Origin of the sequence: Phyllobacterium zundukense, from assembly GCF_002764115.1 — a bacterium.
GTDB lineage: Bacteria > Pseudomonadota > Alphaproteobacteria > Rhizobiales > Rhizobiaceae > Phyllobacterium > Phyllobacterium zundukense.
In genome coordinates this window covers 164006-190662 of record NZ_CP017940.1, presented here as the reverse complement: position 1 = coordinate 190662, position 26657 = coordinate 164006, and the positions used below count along the sequence as shown (strand labels likewise).

The window sequence follows — 26657 nt, the reverse complement described above, 5'->3', positions numbered from 1 at the left end:
TCTAGATCTTTGTCTCGGCTTCGTCAGCATGTGGCAGATTGAGAACATAGGGCACAAGATGCTTCGCCCAGGCGTCATAGCCGAGCGCCGAATCATGGAAGCCGTCGCTGGAGAAGCCTTCGGGCCCTTCCACAGCAAGGCGCGGGGCGGGTGTCGCCATGCGCTCACGGCAAAGGCGCTCACCCAGCTTGTTGATGGCATCCGCCCGGCCCTCGAGAATGCGGCCGAGCAGGCCTGGCATGGCGGGCACATCGCGAAAATCGATAACCTTCGACCAGACGATATGCGCTTCCGGCCATCTTGCCTTCAACGCATAGAGCAGGCCGCCGAATTCTTTCTTGAAACGCGGAAGCGAGTGAAAATTCTTGGTGTCGTTGGTGCCGGTCGTCAGCACAATATGGGTCCACAAGCCACGTTCGAGATTGGGCACGACGTGATCCCGCAATTGCCCGGACGTCGCCGAATTGAAGCCTGCGGCCCGCCAGATGATCTTGCGGCCGGTACGCCCCTGCAAATGCACCGCCAGCCTTACGCACAGGCCCTGCCAGGCATCCGTGACGCCGACGCCAGCAGAGGACGAATCGCCAAGCACAAGCAGTCTGATTGCCGGATCCTTGCCGGCGATTTCACCGACAGGCAGACCAGCTGGGGGCAGCATCCGCTCCGTTTTCAGGCGCACACTGATGCCTTGCCAGGCGTAGATGGGATAAAGCAGCCAGCTGACGAGTGGATGGAAGGGTGATGGCATACCCGGCACATATCTCCATAAAAAAACCCGGACTGATTCCAGCCCGGGTCTTATGAGATACGCTTTTGGATAAAAAACGCTTAAGCCGCCTTTTCCAGGTCTTTTTTCCAGCCGCCGGTTGCAGCGAGACTGTTCATCTTGGCGCGATGCGTAAAGGCCCGCTGGCCCGCGGCAAAGTTCTCCGGCTTGCCGTTCCAGGCACTCAGAGCAGCGGCCTGCAGCGCCCGGCCATAGGAGAAGGTGAGTTTCCACGGCGTTGTGTAATTGGCATTCATCGCCGACAAATGCGCCGTTGCTTCCTCATCGCTCTGGCCGCCGGACAGGAAGGCGATACCCGGAACTGCCGCCGGCACCGTCGATTTCAACAGGCGAACGGTCTGTTCCGCCACCTGCTCGACTGAAGCCTTGCGGGCGTTCTTGCCATCGATAACCATGTTCGGCTTGAGGATCATGCCTTCCAAGACAACGCGGGCGTCATAGAGTTCATCGAAGACTGTCTTCAGGACCCATTCGGTAACTTCGTAGCAGCGCTCGATCGAGTGGGTGGCCGGCTTGCCGTCCATCAGCACTTCCGGCTCGACGATAGGAACGATCCCGGCTTCCTGGCAAAGAGCCGCATAGCGGGCCAAAGCCTGGGCGTTCTGCTTCACCGCACCCCAAGTCGGTACACCATCGGCGATGCCGATCACACCCCGCCATTTGGCGAAACGGGCACCAAGTTTGTAATATTCCTGGAGCCGCTCACGCAGACCATCCAGGCCTTCCGTAATGGTCTCGCCCGGGAAACCGGCAAGCGGCTTGGCACCGGCATCGACCTTGATGCCCGGAATGCAGCCCGCCGCTTTCATGATCTGGACAAAAGGCGTGCCGTCCTTGGCGCTCTGGCGAATGGTCTCGTCGTAAAGGATGACGCCTGAAATGTTGTTCTTCATCGCCTCGTCGGAACGGAACAGCATCTCGCGATAGTCTCGCCGGCTATCGGCGGTCGATTCCAGTCCGATCGTGTCGAACCGCTTCTTGATCGTTGCGGTACTCTCATCCGCAGCAAGCAGGCCCTTGCCATTGGCAACCATTGCAATCGCGATGTCTTCGAGGCGTTCGCTCATAGATTACTTCACTCCGTTTCCCATACACCGGGCCATACCAGAAGCCCATGACAAACGAAATGGTCATCCAAACTATTGAAACGATTGAAATTTTTTCAACCGATTTAACACGATAACATTTTCTGTCTCTTCGTTAATCGTAGCGCTGAAATCCGCTGCAGATCAAGAAATCGCTGCAACCACTGGTTTGGGCAGTTCTATTGACAATATATCTTGATGGGAGGAAAAGGCATGTGCCCTTTTCTGGCCAGACACGTTAGTTTCTATTTTTACTCGCTAAGCATTTACAAATTTTCCGGCGCATCAGCGCCACCCATTTCAACTGAACCACATTTCATAAATTACTTTGGAAACATCATGGATAAGCTCGCGATTGTCGCGGCGATCGAAGGCGCCCCTTCTCAAACACCCGACCCGCAACCGGCAGATAGCGGACTGATCGCACTGGCGACCATAGCGGGCTACTACCGCATCGCGGCACGCCCGGACAGCCTTGCTCGCGAATTTGCCCTGAAGGGTGTAGCGCGGACCGGGGATATCCAGAGGGCAGCCAAATCGATTGGTCTGAAATCACGGCTGGTCGACGTGAAGGACGAGCGACGGCTCCCAACATTGCCGACACCAGCCTTAGCCTGCCTGACGGACGGCACATTTGCCCTTCTGGCCGGTATTGTGGAGGAAGGCAAATTCAGGCTGGTTAATCCGGTCGATTTTAGATCGAGACTCGTCACGCCGTCCGAACTGCTGGAGTTCACCGGCGGCGCCTTTATCCTGATCCAGAGGCGTTTCGCCGGCGCTGGCGCCTCGCGGGAGAGCTTTGGCTTCCGCTGGTTCCTGCCATCGATCTGGCGTTATCGCAAGGCATTCGGCCATGTGCTGCTTGCATCGTTGTTCGTGCAGCTGTTTGCGCTGGTCACCCCCCTGTTCTTTCAGGTCGTAGTGGACAAGGTTTTGGCGCATCGCAGCTACTCGACCTTGATCGTGCTTGTCATCGGTCTTGCGGCGATCGGCCTTTTCGATGTGTTCCTGCAATATCTGCGAACCTATGCGCTGTCGCACACCACTAACCGTATAGATGTGGAACTCGGGCGCCGGCTGTTCCGCCACCTGCTCAATCTGCCGCTCAGTTATTTTGAAACGCGCGCCGCCGGCCAGACCGTGGCACGCATGCGCGAACTCGAGACCATCCGCAATTTTCTGACCGGGCAAGGGCTGTTTTCCGGTCTTGATTTCCTTTTCACCATCGTCTTCATCTTCGTCCTGTTTTGTTACTCGACAAAACTCGCCTGGATCGTCGTGGCTTCCATTCCCTTCTATCTTGCCATCGGCTTTTTCATCCGCCCCTTTTTGAAAGAGCGGATCGACGAAAAGTTCGATCGTGGCGCATTCTCCCAGCAATTGCTGGTGGAGACCGTCGTTGGCGTGCAGACGCTGAAAGCCTCCGCCGTGGAACCCGTTGTCGCCGCCGAATGGGAAGAGCGCCTCGCCGCCTATGTCCGCGCTTCGTTTGCAGCGACGATGCTTGCTGCCAAGGGGCAGAATTTCATTCAATATATCAGCAAGATCACCAGCGCCGCACTTCTGCTGTTTGGCGCCCAGGCCGTCATCAATGGCGAATTGACCGTCGGTGCCCTGGTCGCATTCAATATGATCGCCGGCCAGGTGTCGCAGCCCATCCTGCGCCTGTCGCAGCTCTGGCAGGATTTTCAGCAGGTCCAGGTATCGATCGCCAGGCTCGCCGATATTCTCAACGCTCCCCAGGAGCCGAGGCCGGCCATCGCGATGTCTCTACCTCCCCCCAAGGGTGCCATTCAGTTCAAGCAGGTCACGTTCCGCTATTCACCGCACGGCCAGGATGTTCTCAGGGATATTCGTTTTTCCGTCAAACCCGGCGAAGTCATCGGCATCGTCGGCCCCTCCGGTTCGGGCAAATCCACACTGACCAAACTCGTCCAGCGCTTTTACAGTCCCAATGATGGCCAGGTATTTATCGACGGGCAGGATATCGCCCAGATCGATCCGGCCTGGCTGCGGTCCTCGATCGGCGTCGTCCTCCAGGAAAACATGCTGTTCAACCGCACGATCCACGACAATATTGTGCTGGCAGCTCCGGGAATGTCGCGCGAAGGCGCGATGGTCATGGCGCGCCTTTCAGGCGCCGATGAATTTATCGCCAACTGCCGCGCGGTTACGATACGCTGATCGAGGAGCGCGGCGCCAATCTTTCCGGCGGCCAGCGCCAGCGTCTGGCGATTGCGCGGGCGCTCGCGACCAATCCACCGATCCTCATTCTGGATGAAGCGACCAGTGCGCTCGATTATGAGAGCGAGCGGATCATCCTTGCCAGTATGCGCGAGATCGTGCGGGGGCGGACCGTTATCATCATCGCCCACCGCCTTGCGACCGTGCGTCACTGCAACCGCATCATCGGCATGAAGGACGGGAGGATCGTCGAGGAGGGAACGCACGAGACGTTGCTCGAACGTGAGGGCGGCCTCTACGCCCATCTGTGGAAACTTCAGTCGGGTTCGCAACAATGAACGTTCAAAATACCCCACCGAAATCACCGGGAGCCAAGGCAGAGCCCTCTAAGCGCCCGCGGGCCGACAATGAGTTCCTGCCCGCCGCGCTCGAAATTCTCGAAACACCTGCTTCGCCGATAAGGACTGCCTTCATCTGGTTTATCTGCATTCTGGCGACGGGCACGCTGGTCTGGACCTGGCTCGGCACTTTCGACATCGTCTCCACGGCGCAGGGCAAGATCCAGCCTGTCGGCCGCGTCAAGGTGGTCCAGTCTCTCGGGATGGGAAAGACCAGGTCCGTTCCGGTCCATAATGGCATGGCGGTCAAGGCCGGTGACATTCTCGTCGAGCTCGATGACACTGAAATTCGCGCGGAGGAGAATGGTTATATTGCCGGCCTGCAGGCGTACCGCGCCGAAATCGTGCGCCGCAACGCCATACTTTCGACGGTCGCCGACTGGCAAAAGCAGAAGATCTGGAGCGCCGAGGGCCAGGTCACCAATCAAAGCCCGGTCTTCCCCGATGATATCCCCGGGGCCATTCGCCAGCGCGAGAAACTGGTTTACAAGGCGGATATTTCGCAACTGCGATCTTCACTCGGCAATCTTGATGCGCAACGCAAACAGCGCCAGAGCGAGATCGACGGACTCATTGAAACCATCGCTGCCCAGCAGATTTTAGTCTCAACGCTTACCGAACGCGTTTCCATGCGCTCGGAGCTGATCGCTTCGGAAGCCGGATCACGGGCGCAGGTCATCGACGCCATGGAGTCGCAGCAGTCGGCTGCCGCCACGCTGGCGACACAGACCGGCCAACTCACCCAGGCCCACGCTGCCTTTGATGTCACAACAAGCGAGGCGGCAAAGCTGGTGGATAATTTCCTCGCCGATAATGTCGAGAAATTGTCGGAAGCAGCGCGCCGGGTCGACGATCTCGAACAACAGGTGATCAAGGCGGGAAAGCGTCGCAGTTCCATGACGATCATCAGTCCAACTGACGGCATTGTCCAGGCGTCGGCCATCACCACGATCGGCCAGGTGGTCTCTCCGGGCACGGAGCTGATGCGTATCGTTCCGGCCAACGGGACGCTCGAAGTCGAAGCCTACCTCCCCAACCGCGATATCGGCTTTGTCGCCGCCAGGCAAAGGGCGGTGATCAAGGTCGAAGCCTTTCCATTCACCCGCTTCGGTGTCGTCGAAGGCGAGGTCACCCGCGTTGCCACCGATGCCATCCCCGAACCCGACGCGCAGCAGCTGGAAGCGGCAGCTGCGAAGGAACTGCAAAGCATTATCCCCACTGGCAACGTGCAGCGCGTGCAGCGCGTGCAGAATCTGGTCTTCCCGGTGACGATTTCCCCCGACAAGAGCTCCATCAATGTCGACGGCAAGGCCATGCCGCTCTCACCTGGAATGGCGGTGACCATCGAGGTGAAAACTGGCAAACGCCGCATTCTTGAATATCTGTTTTCGCCGCTGGCAGAGATTTCGTCAGAAGCCATGAAGGAACGGTGAAAGACCTTGATCCACCGCGGGCGGATCAAAAGCCTGCCTCTTATCGTTTCAGGACATCGACACCCGGCAATGGCTTGCCTTCCATCCATTCCAGAAAAGCCCCGCCTGCGGTCGACACGTAGCTGAAATCGTCGGCCACGCCGGCATGATTGAGCGCCGCAACCGTGTCGCCGCCGCCCGCAACCGAGACGAGATGCCCGGCCTTGGTCCGTGCCGCTACATGGCGCGCGGCAGCAACAGTCGCCTGATCGAAAGGGTGCAGTTCGAAGGCGCCAAGCGGCCCGTTCCAGACCAGCGTCGATGCATCGTCGATCGCGCCCTTGATCCGTTCGATCGATTGCGGACCCACATCGAGGATCATTCCGTCGTCCGGTATGGCATCGAGACCATAGGCACGATGCGGCGCATTGGCCTCGAAATGCCAGGCAACGATCGCATCGACGGGCAGGATGATGGTGCAATTGGCAGCGTTGGCCTTGGCCATGATTTCGCGGGCAGTCGCGGCGAGGTCATGTTCGCACAGCGATTTGCCGACCTTGACGCCCTGGGCAGCAAGGAACGTATTGGCCATGCCACCGCCGATCACCAGCGCATCGACCTTTTGAACCAGATTGCCGAGAAGATCTAGCTTGGAAGAAACCTTTGCGCCACCAACAATAGCAACGACAGGGCGCTCCGGATTGCCAAGGCCCTTTTCCAAAGCCAGCAATTCAGCCTGCATGGTGCGGCCGGCATGGGCTGGCAGCACGCGAGCCAGTCCCTCGGTCGAGGCGTGGGCGCGATGGGCAGCGGAGAACGCGTCATTGACATACATGTCACCGTTGGCCGCCAAGGCCGCCACATAGACCGGATCGTTCTTCTCTTCGCCCTTGTAGAAGCGGGTGTTTTCCAAAAGGAGGATGTCGCCGTTGTTCAGCTTCGCAACCGCCGCCGCCGCCTTCTCGCCAATGCTGTCTTCGGCAAAATGCACATTCCGGTTGATCACCTTTGAGACCGCATGGGCAATAGGCTTCAAGGAAAACTCCGCCGTAGGTCCATCCTTGGGACGGCCGAAATGCGCCAGCAGGATCACCTTCGCACCTTTGTCGGACAATTCAAGGATGGTTGGCGCCACTCGTTCGATGCGGGTTGCGTCGGTCACCACGCCATCGGCAACGGGAACATTCAGGTCAACGCGTACCAGAACGCGTTTTCCCGCAACATCGACATCATCGAGCGTCTTGAAAGCTGGCATCGTCATCACCCTCATTTGAAATGGTACACATCGGCCAGCAAGCCAGATGGTCCGGATATTCTATCACAAACAAAAATGGCGGGTGTTGTCGACCCGCCATCGAAATTGGATCGCCGCGAGACCTTATGAGGAATTCAGTCTGATGAGTCAGCTGGTGTGGTTTTCGAGAACCGGAGCGCGGTGGACTTTTGGGTCCATGAGCACCGGAAGCGCAGAAAATCGCATCAGATGGCCATCAGGCTGGATTTATCGAAGGTCTCAGATCACCTTGCCGAAGGCAACAGCAGTGTCGCCCATGCGGTTCGAGAAGCCCCATTCATTGTCATACCAGGACAGAACGCGCACGAACGTGCCCTCCATGACCTTGGTCTGGCTGATGTGAAAGATTGAAGAATGCGGATCGTGGTTGAAGTCGATCGAAACATTCGGTTCGTCCGTGTAGCCGAGAATGCCTTTCAGCTTGCCATTGGCCGCTGATTTGATGGCATCGTTGATCTCGGCAACCGTTGTCGACCTCTTGGCAATGAACTTGAAATCCACAACCGATACATTCGGGGTCGGGACACGGATCGAGGTCCCGTCCAGCTTACCGTTCAGGTCCGGCAGAACAAGGCCGACAGCCTTGGCGGCACCCGTAGAGGTCGGGATCATCGACAGCGCCGCAGCGCGGCCGCGATAGAGATCCTTGTGCATCGTATCCAGCGTCGGCTGATCACCGGTATAGCTATGGATCGTGGTCATGAAACCGTGATCGATGCCAACGGCTTCATGCAGCACATAGGCAACCGGTGCAAGGCAGTTGGTCGTGCAGGAAGCATTGGAAATGACCATATGCTCCTTGGTCAACTTGTGATCATTGACGCCGAAAACGACCGTGAGATCAGCACCTTCGGCGGGCGCCGAAACGATAACGCGCTTCGCCCCAGCTTCAAGATGGGCCGCAGCCTTGTCGCGGGCCGTGAAAATACCGGTGCATTCCAGCGCGATATCAACGTTCAGTTCCTTCCACGGCAATTCCACCGGGTTGCGAACCGCAGTGACCTTGATCGGGCCACGGCCAACATCGATCGTATCACCGGAAACGGTCACGGTTCCCGGGAAACGGCCGTGAACGCTGTCGTAACGCATCAGATGAGCGTTCGTCTCGACCGGACCGAGATCATTGATCGCAACGACTTCGATGTCGGTGCGGCCGGATTCCACGATGGCGCGAAGGACATTACGGCCGATGCGGCCAAATCCGTTGATTGCGACGCGAACTGTCATTTTTATCTTCTCCTTGGGTATTTCCGAGCCCTTGCCTGGATTGTGCGGGAAATCCGTAGATTATTTCAACTTGCTTTCTGCCGCTGCGACAATTGCGTCCGCGGTGATCCCGAAATGCTTGTACAGCGCTTCGATCGGGCCACTGGCCCCGAAGCCGGTCATGCCGACGAAGATGCCATCGAGACCGATAAAGCGGTCCCAGCCGAGGCGAATGGCAGCTTCGACTGCTACCTTCACCGGCGCATCGCCGATCAGGGTGCGCTTGTATTCATCGCTTTGCTGCTCAAAGAGTTCGAAGCAGGGAACCGAAACCACACGGGCCGGATGACCGTTCTGCTCCAGCTGCGTACGCGCATTGAGTGCGATCTCGACTTCAGAACCGGTTGCAAAGATCGTGACTTCCGCCTTGCCGTTTGCCGGTGCAAGCTCATAGGCACCATAGGCGCATTTGTTCTCGTCGACATGTTCGGTGCGAACGGTCGGCAGGTTCTGGCGGGTCAGGGCAATCGTCGAGGGTGTCTTGCGTGACTTGAGCGCCAGTTCCCAGCATTCCGCCGTTTCAACAACGTCGGCTGGACGGAACACATAATTGTTCGGAATGGCGCGCAAGGCCGCCAGATGCTCGACCGGCTGGTGCGTCGGACCATCTTCGCCAAGGCCGATCGAGTCGTGCGTCATGACATAGATCACACGAATGCCCATCAGGCTGGAAAGACGCATCGCACCGCGGGCGTAGTCGGAGAACGTCAGGAAGGTACCCGAATAGGGAATGAGACCACCGTGCAGCGCCATACCATTCATCGCAGCCGCCATGCCATGCTCGCGAATGCCGTAATGCACGTAACGCTGACCGTAATCCTCTGGAGTGATATTCTGGGTCTGACTGGTCTTCGTATTGTTGGAACCCGTCAGGTCTGCTGAACCGCCGATGGTTTCGGCCAGAATGCCATTGATGACTTCGAGCGCCATCTCGGAAGCCTTGCGGGTCGCTACCTTCGGCTTTTCTTCGGACAGCTTCTTCTTGTAGGCGGTGATTGCCGCTTCGAAATTGCCGGGCAGATCACCGCGAATGCGGCGTTCAAATTCCGAACGGGTGTTTGAATCCCTGGCTTCGAGACGCTGCTGCCATGCCGTGTGGTCCTTGGCGGAACGCTGACCCGCGGCGCGCCAGTCCCCCAGAATGTCAGCGGGAACCACGAAGGGTTCCGAGGTCCAGCCAAGTGCTTTGCGCGCACCGGCCAGCTCTTCGGCGCCGAGGGGTGAGCCGTGAACCTTGTTGGTACCGGCCTTGGTCGGAGCGCCGAAACCGATCGTCGTCTTGCAGGCAATCAGCGTCGGCTTGTCGGACTTTTGCGCCTTCTCGATTGCGGCGGCAATGGCATCCTGATCATGGCCGTCGACTTGGAGGGAATTCCAGCCGGAAGCCTCGACGCGTGCACACTGATCCGTATTGTCGGCTAATGAAACCGGACCATCGATGGAGATGTTGTTGTGGTCCCAGAAAACAATGAGCTTATTCAGTTTGAGATGACCGGCGAGAGCGATCGCCTCCTGGCTGATGCCTTCCATCAGGCAGCCGTCGCCGACGATGACATAGGTATGGTGATCGACCAGATCATCGCCGAAATGCGCGTTCATGATACGCTCCGACAGGGCCATGCCCACGGCGTTGGCAAGACCCTGGCCGAGCGGGCCGGTCGTCGTTTCGATGCCGGACGCGTGACCATATTCGGGATGCCCCGCCGTCCGCGAGCCGAGCTGACGGAAATTCTTGATCTCGTCGATGGTCATGTCTTCGTAGCCGGTAAGATACAGCAGCGAATAGAGCAGCATCGAGCCATGGCCGGCCGAGAGCACGAAACGGTCGCGGTCCGCCCAGTGCGGCGACTTGGGATCAAATTTGAGGAAGCGGGTGTAAAGGACGGTCGCAATGTCAGCTGCGCCCATGGGCAGGCCCGGATGGCCCGAATTGGCCTTCTCCACTGCATCTGCCGACAAAAAGCGGATTGCATTGGCCATTTGGTTGGATTTTTCAGAATTGGTCATGTTTACCGTCTTTCGAGGAGCAAAGGAGATGCCGTTTCTGGAAGCCGGTCAGACCAAATCCAAAAGGCACGCGACACATAGCAGGTGTCATCAGGGAGTCAATAAAACCCGGATGAACACGCGGTAATATCGGTCAATTCGGCTCCGTAGAAAAGCGAGGTCAATCGTCGCAAAGGATTATTATCAGTGCATGAATGAACGATGACAACGCGGATTGATTGACGCGGCGTTGATGTAACCTCTAGACTCTTGAACATAAGCTGTTCTTCTTTTTGCGATTCGCGTAAAAGAGTAACACATGGGGAAACGTTGAAAATGGCATCGGAAGCCACCCTCAAACAGGTTCTTGAAAGATTGGGGAAAGCCCTGACCCTCCTTGAGGATGCGGTTGAAATGCGCCTGGAACATGAGGGCGATTTTGCCGAAGCCGAAGAAGAGGTCCAGCGCATGAACATGGACCGGCGCAAGCTGGCCCAGGAGCTCGATGCGTCGGAAGGACGGGCCGAGCGTCTCGAAGCGGCGAACAAGGAGGTCTCCCGCCGTCTTGTGGCCGCGATGGAATCCATCCGGACTGTACTTGATCGATAGAGCTGGGAAGAGACGAGCATGGCCACTGTAACCGTTACGATTGATGGCAAAGCCTACAGAATGGCTTGCGATGAGGGCCAGGAACAGCATCTGACTGGCCTCGCCGAGCGCTTCGACCGCTATGTCACCCATCTCAAATCATCATTTGGCGAGATCGGCGATCTGCGCCTGACCGTCATGGCCGGCATCATGGTGATGGACGAGCTCAACGAACTGCAAATGCGTGTCAAGGGACTTGAAAACGAGGCCGAAGCGCTGCGCAAGAGCCGTGACGAAGCCTTGTTAAAGGCCGACAAGAACGATGCAGCGATCACCGGCGTTCTGTCAGAGGTGACGTCCCGTATTGAGACGCTTGCAACCAAGCTCGCGCCGAAGGCGAATTAGCCCTCGATCTCCTCGCGCAGCATTTCGAGCTCCAGCCATTCGTGCTCAATTGTTTCAAGATTGTGCCGCTTCTTGCCGATTTCTTCGACGGTCTTGTTGAAGAGGGCCGGGTTTTTACTGAACAGGTCGGGATCCGCCAGCTTCTTCTCAAGCGCCGCAACTTCGGCGTGCAATGCCTCCATCTTTCCCGGCAGCGTTTCAAGCGCGAATTTCTGCTTGTAGGAGAGCTTGCGTTTCTCCTCGCGCTGCACCTGCACCTTCTCCGGCTGCGTACCTGCGACAGCCTGCGGCTTGGCGCTCTTCAGATCCTTGCGCGTTGCGAGCGCTTCCTTGCGCTGCGCCAGCATGTCCGTATAGCCACCCGCATATTCCAGCCAGCGGCCATCGCCTTCGGGCGCAATGACCGAGGTCACCGTCCTGTCGAGGAAATCGCGGTCGTGGCTGACGAGAAGCACGGTGCCGGCAAAACCCGCCACCAGCTCCTGCAGCAAATCGAGCGTCTCCATGTCGAGATCGTTGGTCGGCTCGTCGAGGACCAGCAGATTGGCCGGGCGGGCGAGAACCCGCGCCAGCATCAGGCGCGCTCTCTCACCACCGGAGAGTTCGCGGATGGGCGTGCGCAATTGCTCGGGCTGGAACAGGAAGTCCTTCATATAGGAAGCGACATGGCGCTGTTCGCCATTGACGATGACATTCTCGCCGCGCCCGTCGGTCAGATAGTCCGAAAGCGTCTGTTCGAGATTGAGACTGTCGCGCCTCTGGTCGAGGATGGCGATCTCGAGGTTGGTGCCGAGCTTGACGAAGCCGCTGTCCGGGGCAAGCACCCCGGTCAGCATCGACAAAAGCGTTGTCTTTCCCGCACCATTCGGACCGACGAAGCCGACGCAGTTTCCACGCTGGATCCGCGTGGAGAAGTCGTTGACAAGCACATTGCTGCCATAGGCCTTGACTAGATGTTCCGCTTCGATGACGAGCTTACCGGATTCCTTTGCATCGCTCGCCTTCAACACTGCCTTGCCCTGAGCCCCGCGATGATTGCGGAACTCACTGCGCATGGATTGAAGCTCGCCGAGCCGGCGCATGTTGCGCTTGCGCCGGGCTGTCACGCCATAGCGCAACCAATGCTCTTCGCGCACGATCTGGCGCCCGAGCTTGTGCAGGTCGCGCTCTTCCTCTTCGAGGACCTTGTCGCGCCATTCCTCGAAGGCGCCGAAACCCTGGTCCAGGCGCTTCGTGACGCCGCGATCGAGCCAGATCGTCGAGCGGCTGACATTCTCCAGAAACCGCCTGTCGTGCGAGATCACCACCATGGCGGAGCGGATCTGCCGCAATTCATCTTCCAGCCATTCGATCGTCGTCAGGTCGAGATGGTTTGTCGGCTCGTCGAGCAACAGAATGTCCGGCTGCGGTGCCAGGACTTTGGCCAATGCCGCACGCCGCGTTTCGCCGCCGGAAAGATTGTCGGGCTTTTCGTCGCCGGTCAGGCCGAGATGCTCGAGCAGATAACTGACGCGGTACAGATCGTCGGCAGGCCCGAGACCCGCTTCGACGTAATCCCGGACGTTGGCAAAACCTTCCATGTCGGGCGCCTGTGCCAGATAGCGTACCGTTACACCCGGATGCTTGAACACTTCGCCATCGGTTGGCGTAATGAAGCCGGCGGCAATTTTCAACAGCGTCGATTTACCCGATCCATTGCGCCCGACAAGCGCGATGCGATCGCCTTCACCGACGGAGATGGCCGCATCGCTTAAAAGCGGTGTGCCGCCAAATGTCAGTGCGATCCGGTCAAGGCGAAGAAGAGGTGGAGCCATGGAAATTTTCAGTTCTGGGAATTGGAGCAACGATCGGAAACCGGTCACGGCGCCCGAACGTGGCCTTGTCGGCGAGAATGCCGCCGCTGTCAAATGAAACAGGCCGGAAATTCCGGCCTGTTTGAATTAACTCAGCAAAGCTGCGGTTAGTAACCGCCGCCGCCGCTGCTATAGCCGCCACCGCCGCTGTAACCGCCGCCATCATAGGCCCCGCCGCCATTGCCTTCGCATGGGGCCGTATAAATCGAACCATCCCGGCGCTGGTAACGGCACAGATTCTGTTCCTGTCCGCGCGGCGTCGTCACTGTTCCGACAGCCGCACCAAGCAGCGCACCACCGGCAGCACCGACAATCGTGCTCTTCGTATCACGCCCGAGAGCCTGGCCGGCCAGCGCACCGACACCGCCACCAATCAAGGCGCCCGTCCCGGCACGTTGATTCTGTTCACTTGTCGCACAACCGGCAACAGACACTGCCAGCAGGGCAGAAACCGCTATGGCGGTCAGACGAAATTTCATAATCAATCCTCTCACTTCACAATATTGAGGGCACGACCCTGCTTCGCTAATGCGGCAGAAGAAAGATTGCACAGCCCTGTGCCACCTCCAAAATAAAACAGGCCGGAGATGCCCGGCCTGTTTTATTCGGAACGTCAGCTGATCATTAGCGGCAAGGAGCCCGATAACGTTCGCCATAGCGATTTTGATAAGTGCAATAGCCGCTGGATCGAGGATTGGTTGCGGCCCCAACGACAGCACCCGAAGCACCACCGATCGCAGCACCGGCGAGAGCGCCGCGGCCACTACCTGTGATTGCACCACCGGCCAATGCACCCAATGCGGCACCACCAACGCCGTAACCTGCTATACGCTGGTCACTTGTTGTACAACCGGCCACGGAAAGTGCCAAAAGCCCTGCAACTGCGATCGTAGACAAACTTTTCAACATGGAAGACCTCTCCCGTTTAAAAACCAAACTCACCAGCTTGCGTCCCCAATGCTGTGCCGCAACAATTACACTTTCCGCTTTGTTTTACAAGCGTTAGGCAACTTGCGGGGCAGCAATCAGGATTGCTTTACCCGAATGGAGCGATACGTGGAGATTTCCACACACAGCATTCGATACTGTAAGGGATGAACCAAAAAAAAGTTCCATATTTTCCAAAGGCCAGCGCGCGCCCTCGATAAAAAGCCCCTGCAATGGCGTAAATGCAACAATGCTGAAGGGGGTTCCGTCGGCAAAATCGAAGTCATGGGAACCTGCAACCAGCGGGTGCGCCTCCTCGCTGCCACTGGAGAGAACGAGCTTTCGTCCTTCGGCCGCATAACGGGTCGCCATCGTCAAATGCAGGAGTGTGTGATCGGTGCGCGGACCGCCGAACGCACCGCAGAGGATGACTTCGGTGGCACCGAGCCGCCAGGCTTCATTCAGTGCCAGCTCACCATCGGTCATGTCCTTGGCTGCGGGGAAAACCGAACGGGGCACATCAGCGTACTGGGCATCGAGCTCAGGAGATGTCGAGTCAAAATCGCCAAGCCAGAGCTCCGGTGTGAGACCCAGCGCTTCGGCATGCGCAATACCCCCGTCTGCCGCCAGAACCCGGGCCCCGGCTACGAGCTGCCGGAGACGGTCGGTAACATGGACGATTCCGCCGAGAAGAATAACGAATTTGCTCATGAATCGCCCATAGCATGGGTAAGGTCAGCCGCATAGCTTTGATGGAGCGGGACCGAAACTATCCCGACGTGATCCTTGGAAAATTCAAGAGAGGGATCGTTTCGCGATGATCTTGCCGTGATCGAAAAGCGCCTCCCTCTCCGTCATCCTCGGGCTTGACCCGAGGACCCACGGTTGAGAAGGACTGAGATATCACGGCACGCAACGCATTCCAGCAAAGTGAAATTCCCAATGGCCGTTTGCGTTGACGGTTTCGTTCCCTGGATCGCGTCGGGATGGTGGATAAATTCTCGCCCCTTTGCCATGGGTCCTCGGGTCAAGCCCGAGGATGACGGAGAGGGAGGCACCTGCATTGTTGGAGAAGAAAGGTGCCGGTCGAACCTTGCACGATCCCACCGCTTTCAAATATTCCCGCCAACTTATCCAACACCCTCCAACCTCAGCTATTCTAACTCGGTCCTTTCCACGGGGAACTGCTTCCGGAGCCGTTCGAAGCGGGGAGAGGATCGGCGCCTCCGATGGCGGGTAACGGATGACCCGCTGTCCGGGGAAGTTGCGTCCAAGGGTTCCCCTGCCGGTACTAGGACCGGTGCGTGCTGGACGAGCACTGTGAGGGGCGGTGGGTCAGGTAAGGGCTACGAGCCCGGCCGCTGCCGTCGCGACGCGGAACGGATGCGATAGAAAAACGCCGGACGGGCGGTCTTCGGATCGCATATCACTACCAAAAGACGCGCTTCGACGACCGCCCGTCTTTCCCACCAACTCAATGGCCAGACGCAAAGGCGGGCGTGGCAAAGGAGGCGTATATCGTTAGACAGCAAGGTAACCCTGCTTGCGCCGCTGCAGCTTTATCTTTAATGTTTGCAACGCTCTAACGGGGTGCCTGTCCAACTGAGACAGGCTGAGAGGCTTTGGGAGAAATCCTGCCAACCCGCGGAACCTGATCCGGTTTGTACCGGCGGAGGGATTAGACGCGGCAGGAAAAGCCGGCGCATCAATCCTTTTGAATTGTAACCATAGGAGACGCCGATGCGGCCGTTCAATACACTTGTGAAATCAGCAATTCTGGTTGGCGCGCTGGCGCTCGGCCTGACAGCCCCGGCAAAGGCCGACGGCAAGCTAACCGTCTATACCTATGAAAGTTTCACCGCAGAGTGGGGTCCAGGTCCGAAAGTCAAGGACGCTTTCGAGAAGCAGTGCAGCTGCACCGTCGAGTTCGTGGCAGTCACCGATGGCGTTGCGCTGCTTAACCGGCTGAAACTTGAGGGGGCGTCGACAAAGGCCGATATCGTTCTCGGCCTCGACACGAACCTGACCTATGAGGCCAGCCAAACCGGTCTCTTTGCACCGCATGGCATCGACACCAGTGCGATCGCCATTCCTGGAGGTTACAAGGACGATACATTCGTTCCCTATGACTATGGTTATTTCGCCGTCATCTATGACACCGAAAAACTGAAAAATCCGCCCACGAGTCTGAAAGAACTGGTCGAAGGCGATCCGAAACAGAAGATCGTCATCGAAGACCCGCGCACCTCGACACCCGGTCTCGGCCTGCTGCTCTGGGTGAAATCGGTCTATGGCGACAAGGCTGGCGAAGCCTGGGGCAAGCTGAAGGACCGCGTGTTGACGGTAACGCCCGGCTGGTCGGAAGCCTATGGCCTGTTCACCAAGGGTGAAGCGCCATTTGTTCTCTCCTACACCACTTCGCCCGCCTATCATCTGATTGCGGAGAAGACTGAACGCTACAAGGCTGCCGCATTTAAAGAGGGTCATTATCTGCAGGTGGAAGTAGCCGCGCAAACAGTGAACGGCGCAAAAAATCCGCTGTCGGCGCAGTTCCTGGCGTTCATCACCAGCACCGCATTCCAGGATGCGATCCCGGAAAACAACTGGATGTTCCCGGCCGCCAAGACAAGCGCGCCGCTCAATCCGGCTTTTGAAACGCTGGTAAAACCGGAAAAGACATTAATCTTTTCGCCGGAGGAAGTCTCAAGGAACCGCAAGGCCTGGATCGATGAATGGCTGTCTGCCATGAGCCTGTAACGCTGTGATATCCGCCCGCTCACCGAAACCCCTGGCGGGGGCCCTCGCCCTCGCATTCCTGGCCGTGCTCGCGGGCGGCGCGTTGCTCAGTCTTGCAATGGAAGCATTGCGTGGCAGCACGGAAGGTTTCGCCGCCTTCGACAGTTATTTGTGGAGGATCGCGCGCTTCACACTGCTGCAGGCGATCCTTTCCATGCTGCTCTCGGTGGCCTTTGCCATTCCGCTTGCCCGCGCGCTGCACGCGCATCCGGATTTCCCCGGACGCGCGATGATCCTGCGGCTCTTCGCTCTGCCGCTGGCCCTGCCCGCACTTGTCGCGGTCCTCGGCATCACCAGCATTTATGGTCGCAACGGTCTGCTCGCTGCAGCTTTCCGTGGCCTCGGCCTCGATGTCATTCCCAATATATATGGCCTGACCGGCATTCTCATCGCCCATGTGTTTTTCAATCTGCCGCTGGCGGCACGTCTCATCCTTTCGAGCCTTGATTCCATTCCCGAAGATTACTGGAAACTCTCGTCGCAGCTGGGTATGCGAGGTTGGGCACGGTTCCGGTTGATCGAATGGCCAGTGATCCTGCGCAACCTCTCCGGCATTTCGGGCCTGATCTTCATGCTGTGCATCACCTCCTTCACCATCGTCCTCACGCTTGGCGGCGGACCGCGTGCGACAACACTGGAGGTTGCAATCTACCAGTCGCTGCATTTCGACTTCGATATTGCCCGTGCGGTATCCCTGACCCTGGTACAATTGTGCCTGACCATCGCTGTCCTGCTCCTTCTAAGCCGGACAGGGCGGCCTGCGGAGGAAGGCTTCAGCCTGCATACGGCAACGCGCCGCTTTCACCAGCCATCGCGCCGCGCAAAGCTGGTCAATGGGGTGCTGATCGTTCTTGGACTGCTGTTTGTTGGATTGCCAATGGCTGGAACCGTTGTTTCCGGCTTGGCCGCGGATCTCTCCCGGCTTCTCAGCGAAAGCCTTGTCTGGCGGGCAATTGTGACCAGCCTCGTCCTCGGCGCGGGCGCTGCAGCGATTTCACTGGTAGTATCGCTCGCACTGGTGATGGCCCGCGAATATCTGTCCAGCAAACGTCATTATGCGCCGCCGGGACTGTTCGAGCGTTCGCTCGATCTCGGCGCAAGCCTGATCATGGTGGTGCCGCCTATCGTGATCGGCGCGGGCTGGTTCATCCTGTCGCGCCATTTCGTCGATCCGTTCAGCCTCGCCCCTATCATGGTCGTGAGCGTCAATGCGGCGATGGCGATCCCTTTTGCCTTCCGCATTCTGCGCCCTTCCTGGGATACGGCTGCAAGCCGTCACAACCGGCTCTGTACACAGCTCGGCATTACCGGATGGAACCGGTTTCGGCTCATTGACTGGCCGGGGCTCAAGCGGCCGTTGGGCGTTGCCTTTGCCTTTGCCATGGCACTGTCGCTGGGCGATCTTGGCACCATCGCTCTTTTCGGCAATGACTTTATCCAGACACTCCCGTTTCTGCTGTTGCAGCGAATGGGAAGCTATCGCACCGACGACGCGGCTGGCTTGGCTCTGATCCTCGGTTTGCTGTGCCTGGTTTTGATGATAATTGCCGACAGGGGTGCAAACACGATGGCGAAAAAAGAGGTTGGAAACGATGCCTGAGCTTTCCAACCCTCAGGCCGGCAATGGGGCCTCGATCCGGCTCGACGCTGTGAATTTCGATTTTGGCGATATGGCAATGCATTTCGATTTCACCATAGATCCATCGACGATCGCCGCAGTCATTGGCCCGAGTGGATCGGGGAAATCGACGCTGCTCAATCTCATCGCCGGGTTTGAACCCGCGAAGGCTGGCCGGATTCTGATCGGCGACGCAGATATGACTCATGTTGCGCCGGCCCAACGCCCCGTCTCCATGGTTTTCCAGGAAAACAATCTCTTCGCGCATCTCGATGTCGCCGCCAATATCGGACTTGGCCGCAGGCCTGATCTCAGACTGGGTGATGCGGACCACGCTGCCGTAGGCGAAGCGATCCGCAAGGCTGGTCTTGCCGGCAAGGAAAAGCGAAAGCCGGAAGCGCTGTCCGGCGGCGAGCGCCAGCGCGTAGCGATCGCCCGCGCCCTTGTGCGCAACCGGCCCGTGCTTTTGCTCGACGAGGCATTTGCATCGCTCGGTCCGGCCTTGCGGCACGAAATGCTTGATCTTGTCGGCGACTTGCAAAGGGAAACGGGCATGACAGTCGTCATGGTAACGCACCATCCCGAAGATGCTTTGCGTCTGCCTTCAACGCTATTTTTTCTCGAAAACGGCAAAATTGTCGCCTCAGGCCCAGCGAAAGAATTGTTGTTGGACAGAGGGCCTTCGCTGTTGCGGAAATACCTCGGTGCAAAAGACTCTGGCCTTTGACATATTTTCGACGCCTTGGCTTCATTAAGAAAAACAATCAAATTCTTGCTCAAGGCTGCTTGTCGGGCTAGCAAGAACAGAGACGTACGAGTCTGCTGGCACGCGACGACAACGAGGACATGATTCTGGGTTCGCACAATTCCCCCACAAGCAACGGATGGTTTCATCCAGCCGCACGCGCTAGGAATCTTGTCTCGGCGACACTACTGCTTGCGTTTTTGTCGGGCTGCCAGGTGCTCGACATCAGCAAGGAAGATGGGCTGGGGCCCTCGTCCAACCCGGTAACCGTCGACAATGTCACGAAGAACGACCGGTTGGCAAAACTCAGCGCGGAACAGCATCCGCGCATTCTCGCGACCTATGGCGGCGAGTACAAGGACGCCAAACTCGAACGCATGGTCGCCAAGGTCGTCGGAAATCTGACCACCGTCTCCGACAATCCGACCCATACCTATCGCATCACCATTCTGAACTCGCCTAACATCAATGCCTTTGCTCTGCCCGGCGGTTATCTCTATGTAACCCGCGGTTTGCTTGCCCTTGCCAATGACAGCGCCGAACTTGCTGCTGTCATCGCGCATGAAATGGGCCATGTGATCGCCAATCACGGCATCGAACGCCAGCAACGCGAACAGGAAGCCCAGATTGCCGGCCGTGTTGTCTCCGAAGTTCTGCAGGATGACAGTGCCGGACGTGAAGCCTTGATCCGCGGCAAGCTGCGCATGGCGCAGTTCTCACGCAATCAGGAACTGCAGGCGGATGCCATTGGCATCAAGATGATCGGCGAGGCGGGCTACGATCCGTTTGCTGCTGCGCGCTTCCTGCAATCCATGGCCTCCTATGCTGACTTCCGCAATGTCTCCGGCGCAACAGATGCCAGCCTCGACTTTCTTGCGAGCCACCCTTCGGCACCCCAGCGCATCGAACTCGCGCGCGGCCATGCCCGTCGTATCGGTGCTCCGGGTGTTGGCACGACGGATCGCGATTCCTTCCTGCAAGGCATCGATGGCATTCTCTACGGCGATACTCCCGAAGAAGGTTATGTGCGCGGTCGAAGCTTCGTTCACCCGCTACTTGGCGTGAGCTTTACCGTCCCCGACGGGTTCGTCATCGACAATAGTGCTGATGCCGTCATGGCAACCGGACCGGGCGAAGTCGCGATCCGCTTCGATGGAACGCAAGTCTCCGGCAACCCTTCAATGACGGACTACATGCGCAGCGGCTGGGTAACGGGTCTTGATGAGGCGAGCGTCACGGCCACAACCTTTAATGGCATGCCTGCAGCAAGTGCCAAGGCCAGGGCTGACCGCTGGGAGTTCGACATATTTGTCGTCAATGCCGGCAATCGAATCTATCGCTTCCTTACCGCGGCGCCAACGGGCAGTACCGCGCTGACGCCTGCCTCGCAAACGGTCATCCAGAGCTTCCGACTGCTGACATCCCAGGAAAAGGCCAGCATCAAGCCTCTGCGCATCCGTGTTGTTACAGTAAAACCCGGAGATACCCTCGTTACCCTGTCGAGCCAGATCATGGGGACAGACCGCAAGCTTGATCTCTTCCGTCTGATCAACGCACTGCCGCCCGGCGGCACCGTTTCGGTCGGCGACAAAGTCAAGATTATCAGCGAATGACAGTAAAAAAGCCCGGCAATGCCGGGCTCTTTTATTGGATTGGATGAATCCGCTATTATGCGGCTTCTTCCTGCTCGTCTTCAATGACAACGTCGGCATCGGCTTCTGCGTCAGCCTCAGTCTTGGCACCGCGCTTCGGTCCCTTTGCAAGATTAACTTCGATCAGGCGTACAGCTTCGGTTTCTGACATCTTGTTGACGGCGGAAATTTCACGGGCCATACGGTCAAGCGCTGCTTCATAAAGCTGGCGTTCCGAATAGGATTGTTCCGGCTGATTGTCAGCGCGGAAAAGATCGCGGACAACTTCCGAAATCGAGATGAGGTCACCTGAATTGATCTTCGCATCATATTCCTGCGCACGGCGGGACCACATGGTGCGCTTGATACGGGCGCGACCCTGCACCACCTTCAATGCACGATCGACATAGTCTGTCTCGGAAAGTTTGCGCATACCAATGGCTGTTGCCTTGGCAACCGGAACCTTCAAGCGCATCTTGTCCTTCTGAAAATCAATAACGAACAGTTCCAGCTTGTGGCCCGCAACTTCCTGTTCTTCAATATTGACAATTTGACCTACGCCGTGTGCCGGATATACAATAAACTCGCCCGTCTTAAATCCAATACGCTGGGCGGTTTTTTTCTGCTGAACTGCTGTCATGCGCTTAATTACTCCTTGCTGCGCCCGGCAAAACGCACCGGCTAAACCAATCACTGGAAACCGGAACCCGGTTTGTCGGCCGCCAATATTTTCACGCAAAAGCAATCCGGACAAAGCAGCGGGATGGAAAAACAAACAACCATACCCTGAACTGATAGGTCCGAAAAAAATCTAGCCGATTGGTGATTTATGCTTTAGCGCCACGAAATTGACGTCCAATGATCAACATATCCCGGCACAATAACACGAAAAGTGATTAGAATCAACTTTTTGCTGCACTTGCTCAAAAATAGGCTGATTGCAAGACTTGCATATTGAGACAAATCAAGCTTGGCAATGTTCAGATTCGAAGAATATTTCAGTCGCCCTCACCAGGCGCCGGCGAAAAGAACTTTTCAAACTTGCCTTCGACACCGTCCATCTCCTTGGCATCGGCGGGCGCGTCGCGCTTTGCAGATATGTTCGGCCATTTTTCTGCATATTCCGAGTTCAACTGCAACCAGCTGTCGAGGCCCGGCTCGGTGTCCGGCTTGATAGCTTCGGCCGGGCATTCAGGTTCGCACACGCCGCAATCGATGCACTCATCCGGATGGATGACAAGCATGTTCTCACCTTCGTAAAAACAATCGACGGGACAGACCTCAACGCAATCCATATATTTGCAGCGGATGCAATTGTCGGTCACAACATAAGTCATTTACTGGCTCCTGAAGACACCACTATCAGCGTGTCAGCGGTTGAGGTAACGATTTGACGCCGGGCTGACAAGGGGGGAAAATAAGCTGCGGCACCAGAACGCGGCCTGCATCATGTCCAAACGCCGAAGTTGGTCTTCGTCACACCCGACATGGGCCATTACCCAAGTACTCACGGCGCCATTCATCGCATTGCGATGCCTGAGCGACAAGCAATCATTGTCCCTTGCTAGCGCATATTGTGAAATAATATTTTAGGCTGGTGGTCAATATTGGAGATTATTTCGACGAAAGCCCTGATTTTCGCAAACGCGCAATCTTAATCATCTGAATTGTCATCATCCCCCAGCATCAGACGATCTACCTGCCGCCGTTCACGCTTCGTCGGGCGGCCGCTGCCGGAGTCGCGCTTGGGCAACCCATCGAGGCGGTTCAGGTGGTCTTTCGGTGGAGGGGGAGGAGACATATCCTCATATAATGTCTGCGCCTCTTCAGCCGGACCGCGGCGCGTTCCGGCTGACAAGACTTTGTAAACCAGGATGCGCCGATCGAGGGTAATCGTCAGCACATCACCGGACTTCACACCCAGTGACGGCTGATCGATCTTGTCTTTGTTGAACCGGACGCTACCGCTTGACACAAGCTTGGCGGCCAAGGACCGGGATTTAACGACCCGCGCGAAGAACAGCCATTTGTCGATGCGCTGCCTTTCCGCTCCCGTCATTTAAGGCCGTTCCAGTTACTTCTTCAGTTGTTCCTTCAGCGCCAGCAACTTGGCGAAGGGCGAATCCATATCGATCTTGACCGGGCGTTCTTCACGTTCAGGACGCTTAGCCTGGATCTGCGGTTTGCCTGTGGGCTTGCTACCGTCTTGCTTGAACCGCTCGTTGCCACCTGGCTTGCCCTTGCCGCGAAAATGCTCCTTGCGCTCACCGCGTTCATTCTGCTGGTTTGCATTTCGCTCCGGCCGGGGTGCTCGCTGCTCGCCCTGAGTATTGCGTGCCTGACCGCCTCTCGGATGTTCGCGCTTTTCGTGATTGCCCCGATTGTTGCGGCCTTCAAAGCGCGCCTGGCGCCAGAGTAGTATCGGCTTTGGCGTGTCTTCAAGGACTTCGGGAGCAATAACGGCAGGTTCTTCCGTGGGCTCGCTGGTATCGACCACTCGTTCTGGCACGGCTCCAGCGGTTATTTCCGCAGTTTCCGGTACGGCCGGCGATACTTCGGATACTTCTGCACCAGCTTCCACAGACACCGTTTCCGTCGCGGCCTCATCGCTTTCCTGCTGAACGGCAGGCGCTGGTGCTATATCAAGTTCGGAGAGTTTCGCGGCAACGATCGCCGCATCGGTAGCTTCCTGGCGGTAGCCGAGATTTTTCAGGATCTCTTCCATATCGTCGGCAGTCGCACCGAGAATTGACATCATCGCCGGTGTGACCACAAAACGCGTGCCATCATAGGCACCATCCGGCCGAGTGCCCGTACCGGGCTTCCACGCGAGTGCGGACCGGATAAGATCCGCCAGGCGCTCGAGAATGTCGATACGTACCGCTCGCCGTCCAAGGAGCCGATAACCGGCCAGACGATAGAAAGCTGGATCAAAGCCCGGGTCAGTCACAACAGATGTACGGCCGGCCGACAGGACTTGCACCACATCGCCGTAGCCCGGACGATCTTTTGCATCTTCCTTGAGCGCCCACAAAAGCGTCAGCAGCGCCGCTGGAGCGGGTTTGAGCAATGCAGGCAGGAATACATGATACGCACCAAAACGGACGCCAAGGCGGCGGAGAGCCGCGCGAGAGTCCTGATCGAGATCGCGGACATCTTCCGCAACGTCCCGGCGTTGCAAGACACCGAAATTCTCGACCAGCTGGAAGGCCAAACCCTTGGTGATGCCGATGAGTGCGTCGGCATTGGCGAGATCGACAAGCGGCTTCAGCACGGATTCGATGTGATGTGCCAGGAAACGATCGACCCGCGCCGCAACCTTGTCGCGAGCCGGACCGGTCAGTTGCTCGTCGGCCAGCAACACCGCACGGGGCTTGAGTGCCTGTTCGCCCGAAACGACAGACGCAACCGGAGCGCCGATCCAGCGCAAGGTCCCGTCCGAGCCCAGAGCAAAATCGCCATTCGCCGAAGCGGCAAAGCGTTCTGCACGGGTTTCAAACTCCGTCGCCAGGGCTTTCTGTGCGGCCGCCTTAATGGCTTTCGCATCGGTTCCATCGACTTGGGCATCCGTCGTGAAACGGAACCCATCCAAACGTCCAACATGGTGCCCTTCGACAACAACGTCCCCGGCAGGGCTAATTTCGGCTTCTAGCATTGTATTCTCTCTCAGGCGCCTCATAAGCACGCTTGTCCTGCGGTCTACGAAGCGTTTCGTCAACCGTTCATGCAGTGCATCTGATAATCTGTCCTCTATTTCACGCGTCTTTTCTTGCCAATGTGCCTGATCTGCCAGCCATCCGGGCCGATGAGACACAAAAGTCCAGGTTCTGATCTGGGCGATGCGCCGCGACAACGCGTCAATATCGCCATCGGTGGAATCGGCCCTGCGGACCTCTTCGGCCATGTAGTTCTCATTCACATGCCCCGACTCAGCAAGATCGGTATAGATCGACGCGATGATATCCGCGTGCTGCGCCGGCGCGATTTTGCGATAGTCTGGTAGCGCGCAGGTGTCCCACAGCAGTGCCACACGTTCCGGCGTGCTGGCAAGTGGTGCCACGTCGGGATCACGCGACAAAAACTCAAGTGCCTGCTGATCGACAGCCGGGAGAGCCCGCGTTAGCCCTTCAATCGGTGCGGGTGTATCGATAGATCGCTTCAGCGCATCGAGGCTGGAATAGTCGAAACGTGCCGTTCGCCATTGCAGGATTTTGACGGAATCAAACGCATGTGTTTCGACGCGCTGTACCAGTTCGTCGGAGAAGCCAGACACCTGGCCGGTCACGCCGAATGTGCCATCACGCAAATGCCGGCCGGCGCGACCAGCGATCTGACCGATTTCTGCTGGCGACAGATCCCGAAACTGATAGCCATCGAACTTGCGGTCTTGAGCAAAGGCGACGTGATCCACATCGAGGTTAAGACCCATGCCGATAGCGTCAGTCGCAACCAGGTAGTCGACGTCACCCGATTGGTAGAGATCGACCTGGGCATTACGCGTGCGCGGACTAAGCGCACCCATCACAACGGCCGCACCGCCATTCTGCCGCCGAATAAGCTCGGCAATCGCATAAACCTCTTCAGCCGCAAAGGCGACAACAGCTGTACGCGGGGGCAGCCGGGTGATCTTCTTCGACCCTGCATAGGCCAGGTTTGATAATCTGGGGCGGGTTATGACTGAAATCCCCCGCAAAAGCTTCTCCAGAATTCCACGCATGGTAGCGGCGCCAAGCAGCAAGGTTTCCTGACGGCCGCGAAGATGCAAAATCCGGTCGGTGAAGATATGGCCACGCTCCAGATCATTCGCGAGCTGCACTTCATCGATCGCGATGAAGTCCATATCTGTCTGGCGCGGCATGGCTTCGACCGTGCAGACTGCGTAGCGGGCACCAGGCGGATTGATCTTTTCTTCGCCTGTGATCAGCGCAACATTCGCTACTCCCACCCGTTCCGCTACACGATTATAAACCTCGCGTGCCAAAAGCCGCAGCGGCAGGCCGATCATGCCTGTCTGGTGCGCCAGCATCCGCTCGATGGCGAGATGCGTTTTCCCTGTATTGGTCGGCCCCAGGACGGCTGTGACATCGCGGCCCGTCAAAACGAGGGGAAGTTCGGGAGTGGGCATAAGGTTCATCAATTACATTCCAATACCGGCGCGACGGCCTGACCAAACGAGCGAGGCGAGCCGGGCATGCGTTCCGAATAGCATTTTCAGCATCCGACAGAAAGTATGCGGGACCCTTCAGATAAACAATCGCGAACTGATTCACGGAGTGTTCCATTAGGAAATAGAACGCGAGCAGAACGAATCAGCTACGAATCAGCGTTAGGAGGAGATTCCTGATTTGTTCACGGCCATATGTAGCTTTTCACGACCGGAGTCGCACTACATGCTGAATCGCCGATTGGCATGCCGGTGTGATTATCTGGCCCATTTTAACCTTTGAAATTTTGATCTCGCAAAGTTGTTGCTGCTGACTGAGAAATTAATGAAATCGTAACGATTACTTATAGTTAGTTAACGGATGTTTGCTTTTGGCCATCAACTCCGTCAACATTTTGATCAAAACCGGAACGAATCGGCGACGAATCAGCGCCCGGTGAATTTTCATGCTTTGTTCACCGTCACATTTTGCATCGAAGCTCCAAGAATCATAGAAACCGGCTGGAGAGCGAGCCCGG

Annotated in this window: 20 protein-coding genes, 1 pseudogene and 1 riboswitch; of the genes and pseudogenes, 8 read left to right on the top strand and 13 right to left on the bottom strand. The window is 57.4% G+C overall.

Annotated features, from left to right (window positions below; all coding sequences use genetic code 11):
- Window position 1: 1 nt before the first annotated feature.
- Together BLM14_RS00905 and BLM14_RS00900 are read right to left on the bottom strand one after the other, a co-directional pair.
- Window positions 2-748: an SGNH/GDSL hydrolase family protein gene (locus BLM14_RS00905; protein WP_099997683.1), complete on the bottom strand. Its 747-nt coding sequence runs from the start codon at window positions 746-748 to the stop codon at window positions 2-4.
- 80 nt (window positions 749-828) lie between these two features.
- Window positions 829-1854, bottom strand: coding sequence for a class I fructose-bisphosphate aldolase (locus BLM14_RS00900; RefSeq protein WP_099997682.1), 1026 nt, complete (start codon window positions 1852-1854; stop codon window positions 829-831).
- 357 nt (window positions 1855-2211) lie between these two features.
- Between BLM14_RS00900 and BLM14_RS00895 the strand changes: the two are divergent.
- Both BLM14_RS00895 and BLM14_RS00890 read left to right on the top strand, forming a co-directional pair.
- Window positions 2212-4394 (top strand): annotated as a pseudogene (locus tag BLM14_RS00895) (type I secretion system permease/ATPase).
- Entirely contained in the window at window positions 4391-5887 is a 1497-nt protein-coding gene (locus BLM14_RS00890; RefSeq protein WP_099997681.1) for an HlyD family type I secretion periplasmic adaptor subunit, read from the top strand. Before BLM14_RS00895 ends, BLM14_RS00890 begins: the two are co-directional and overlap by 4 nt.
- A 40-nt stretch (window positions 5888-5927) precedes the next feature.
- Here BLM14_RS00890 and BLM14_RS00885 read toward each other — a convergent pair whose 3' ends face one another.
- From BLM14_RS00885 to tkt, 3 genes are all read right to left on the bottom strand, one after another.
- Window positions 5928-7121: a phosphoglycerate kinase gene (locus BLM14_RS00885; protein WP_100000959.1), complete on the bottom strand. Its 1194-nt coding sequence runs from the start codon at window positions 7119-7121 to the stop codon at window positions 5928-5930.
- A gap of 258 nt (window positions 7122-7379) precedes the next feature.
- Window positions 7380-8387 (bottom strand): type I glyceraldehyde-3-phosphate dehydrogenase, encoded by a 1008-nt coding sequence (gene gap, locus BLM14_RS00880; RefSeq protein WP_099997680.1) that lies wholly within the window; start codon window positions 8385-8387, stop codon window positions 7380-7382.
- A gap of 60 nt (window positions 8388-8447) precedes the next feature.
- Complete coding sequence (gene tkt / locus BLM14_RS00875) at window positions 8448-10433, bottom strand: transketolase (RefSeq protein WP_099997679.1); 1986 nt, start codon at window positions 10431-10433, stop codon at window positions 8448-8450.
- A gap of 315 nt (window positions 10434-10748) precedes the next feature.
- On the opposite strand from tkt, the gene BLM14_RS00870 reads away from it, so the two are divergent.
- Both BLM14_RS00870 and BLM14_RS00865 read left to right on the top strand, forming a co-directional pair.
- Entirely contained in the window at window positions 10749-11021 is a 273-nt protein-coding gene (locus tag BLM14_RS00870; RefSeq protein ID WP_099997678.1) for a DUF4164 domain-containing protein, read from the top strand.
- 18 nt (window positions 11022-11039) lie between these two features.
- Window positions 11040-11405 (top strand): cell division protein ZapA, encoded by a 366-nt coding sequence (locus tag BLM14_RS00865; protein ID WP_099997677.1) that lies wholly within the window; start codon window positions 11040-11042, stop codon window positions 11403-11405.
- Here the strand turns inward: BLM14_RS00865 and BLM14_RS00860 are convergent.
- From BLM14_RS00860 to BLM14_RS00845, 4 genes are all read right to left on the bottom strand, one after another.
- Window positions 11402-13219 (bottom strand): ABC-F family ATP-binding cassette domain-containing protein, encoded by a 1818-nt coding sequence (locus BLM14_RS00860; RefSeq protein ID WP_099997676.1) that lies wholly within the window; start codon window positions 13217-13219, stop codon window positions 11402-11404. The two genes, BLM14_RS00865 and BLM14_RS00860, sit on opposite strands and share 4 nt — an antisense overlap.
- A gap of 146 nt (window positions 13220-13365) precedes the next feature.
- A complete protein-coding gene (locus tag BLM14_RS00855; RefSeq protein ID WP_108724303.1) occupies window positions 13366-13737 on the bottom strand; it encodes a YMGG-like glycine zipper-containing protein in 372 nt (123 codons plus the stop codon).
- Between the two features lie 145 nt (window positions 13738-13882).
- Window positions 13883-14167 (bottom strand): glycine zipper domain-containing protein, encoded by a 285-nt coding sequence (locus BLM14_RS00850; RefSeq protein WP_099997675.1) that lies wholly within the window; start codon window positions 14165-14167, stop codon window positions 13883-13885.
- Window positions 14168-14260: 93 nt separating this feature from the next.
- On the bottom strand, window positions 14261-14896 hold the full coding sequence (locus BLM14_RS00845) for a thiamine diphosphokinase (protein WP_099997674.1): 636 nt from the start codon (window positions 14894-14896) through the stop codon (window positions 14261-14263).
- 865 nt (window positions 14897-15761) lie between these two features.
- Window positions 15762-15880: riboswitch (TPP riboswitch) on the top strand.
- 45 nt (window positions 15881-15925) lie between these two features.
- Between BLM14_RS00845 and thiB the strand changes: the two genes are divergently transcribed.
- The 4 genes from thiB (at window position 15926) to BLM14_RS00825 (ending at window position 20957) form a co-directional block, all read left to right on the top strand.
- Window positions 15926-16942: a thiamine ABC transporter substrate binding subunit gene (gene thiB / locus BLM14_RS00840; RefSeq protein WP_099997673.1), complete on the top strand. Its 1017-nt coding sequence runs from the start codon at window positions 15926-15928 to the stop codon at window positions 16940-16942.
- A 4-nt stretch (window positions 16943-16946) separates the two neighbouring features.
- Complete coding sequence (gene thiP, locus BLM14_RS00835) at window positions 16947-18581, top strand: thiamine/thiamine pyrophosphate ABC transporter permease (protein ID WP_099997672.1); 1635 nt, start codon at window positions 16947-16949, stop codon at window positions 18579-18581.
- On the top strand, window positions 18574-19326 hold the full coding sequence (locus tag BLM14_RS00830) for a thiamine ABC transporter ATP-binding protein (RefSeq protein WP_099997671.1): 753 nt from the start codon (window positions 18574-18576) through the stop codon (window positions 19324-19326). Before thiP ends, BLM14_RS00830 begins: the two co-directional genes overlap by 8 nt.
- A 119-nt stretch (window positions 19327-19445) precedes the next feature.
- Window positions 19446-20957 (top strand): M48 family metalloprotease, encoded by a 1512-nt coding sequence (locus tag BLM14_RS00825; RefSeq protein ID WP_237143426.1) that lies wholly within the window; start codon window positions 19446-19448, stop codon window positions 20955-20957.
- Between the two features lie 55 nt (window positions 20958-21012).
- Here the strand turns inward: BLM14_RS00825 and BLM14_RS00820 are convergent, their stop codons facing one another.
- The 4 genes from BLM14_RS00820 to BLM14_RS00805 form a co-directional block, all read right to left on the bottom strand.
- On the bottom strand, window positions 21013-21615 hold the full coding sequence (locus BLM14_RS00820; RefSeq protein WP_099997670.1) for a CarD family transcriptional regulator: 603 nt from the start codon (window positions 21613-21615) through the stop codon (window positions 21013-21015).
- Window positions 21616-21973: 358 nt separating this feature from the next.
- Window positions 21974-22312, bottom strand: coding sequence for a ferredoxin FdxA (gene fdxA, locus BLM14_RS00815; RefSeq protein WP_099997669.1), 339 nt, complete (start codon window positions 22310-22312; stop codon window positions 21974-21976).
- A gap of 317 nt (window positions 22313-22629) precedes the next feature.
- Window positions 22630-23034, bottom strand: a complete 405-nt coding sequence (locus BLM14_RS00810) for an RNA-binding S4 domain-containing protein (protein WP_099997668.1) — start codon at window positions 23032-23034, stop codon at window positions 22630-22632.
- A gap of 15 nt (window positions 23035-23049) precedes the next feature.
- Window positions 23050-26109 (bottom strand): helicase-related protein, encoded by a 3060-nt coding sequence (locus tag BLM14_RS00805; protein ID WP_099997667.1) that lies wholly within the window; start codon window positions 26107-26109, stop codon window positions 23050-23052.
- Window positions 26110-26657 lie beyond the last annotated feature (548 nt).

Excerpts from the sequence above, each read along its gene's own strand:
- BLM14_RS00905 (WP_099997683.1), bottom strand. The coding sequence starts at position 748 with ATGCCATCACCCTTCCATCCACTCGTCAGCTGGCTGCTTTATCCCATC.
- BLM14_RS00900 (WP_099997682.1), bottom strand. The coding sequence starts at position 1,854 with ATGAGCGAACGCCTCGAAGACATCGCGATTGCAATGGTTGCCAATGGC.
- BLM14_RS00890 (WP_099997681.1), top strand. The coding sequence starts at position 4,391 with ATGAACGTTCAAAATACCCCACCGAAATCACCGGGAGCCAAGGCAGAG.
- BLM14_RS00885 (WP_100000959.1), bottom strand. The coding sequence starts at position 7,121 with ATGCCAGCTTTCAAGACGCTCGATGATGTCGATGTTGCGGGAAAACGC.
- gap (WP_099997680.1), bottom strand. The coding sequence starts at position 8,387 with ATGACAGTTCGCGTCGCAATCAACGGATTTGGCCGCATCGGCCGTAAT.
- tkt (WP_099997679.1), bottom strand. The coding sequence starts at position 10,433 with ATGACCAATTCTGAAAAATCCAACCAAATGGCCAATGCAATCCGCTTT.
- BLM14_RS00870 (WP_099997678.1), top strand. The coding sequence starts at position 10,749 with ATGGCATCGGAAGCCACCCTCAAACAGGTTCTTGAAAGATTGGGGAAA.
- BLM14_RS00865 (WP_099997677.1), top strand. The coding sequence starts at position 11,040 with ATGGCCACTGTAACCGTTACGATTGATGGCAAAGCCTACAGAATGGCT.
- BLM14_RS00860 (WP_099997676.1), bottom strand. The coding sequence starts at position 13,219 with ATGGCTCCACCTCTTCTTCGCCTTGACCGGATCGCACTGACATTTGGC.
- BLM14_RS00855 (WP_108724303.1), bottom strand. The coding sequence starts at position 13,737 with ATGAAATTTCGTCTGACCGCCATAGCGGTTTCTGCCCTGCTGGCAGTG.
- BLM14_RS00850 (WP_099997675.1), bottom strand. The coding sequence starts at position 14,167 with ATGTTGAAAAGTTTGTCTACGATCGCAGTTGCAGGGCTTTTGGCACTT.
- BLM14_RS00845 (WP_099997674.1), bottom strand. The coding sequence starts at position 14,896 with ATGAGCAAATTCGTTATTCTTCTCGGCGGAATCGTCCATGTTACCGAC.
- thiB (WP_099997673.1), top strand. The coding sequence starts at position 15,926 with ATGCGGCCGTTCAATACACTTGTGAAATCAGCAATTCTGGTTGGCGCG.
- BLM14_RS00830 (WP_099997671.1), top strand. The coding sequence starts at position 18,574 with ATGCCTGAGCTTTCCAACCCTCAGGCCGGCAATGGGGCCTCGATCCGG.
- BLM14_RS00825 (WP_237143426.1), top strand. The coding sequence starts at position 19,446 with ATGATTCTGGGTTCGCACAATTCCCCCACAAGCAACGGATGGTTTCAT.
- BLM14_RS00820 (WP_099997670.1), bottom strand. The coding sequence starts at position 21,615 with ATGACAGCAGTTCAGCAGAAAAAAACCGCCCAGCGTATTGGATTTAAG.
- fdxA (WP_099997669.1), bottom strand. The coding sequence starts at position 22,312 with ATGACTTATGTTGTGACCGACAATTGCATCCGCTGCAAATATATGGAT.
- BLM14_RS00810 (WP_099997668.1), bottom strand. The coding sequence starts at position 23,034 with ATGACGGGAGCGGAAAGGCAGCGCATCGACAAATGGCTGTTCTTCGCG.
- BLM14_RS00805 (WP_099997667.1), bottom strand. The coding sequence starts at position 26,109 with ATGAACCTTATGCCCACTCCCGAACTTCCCCTCGTTTTGACGGGCCGC.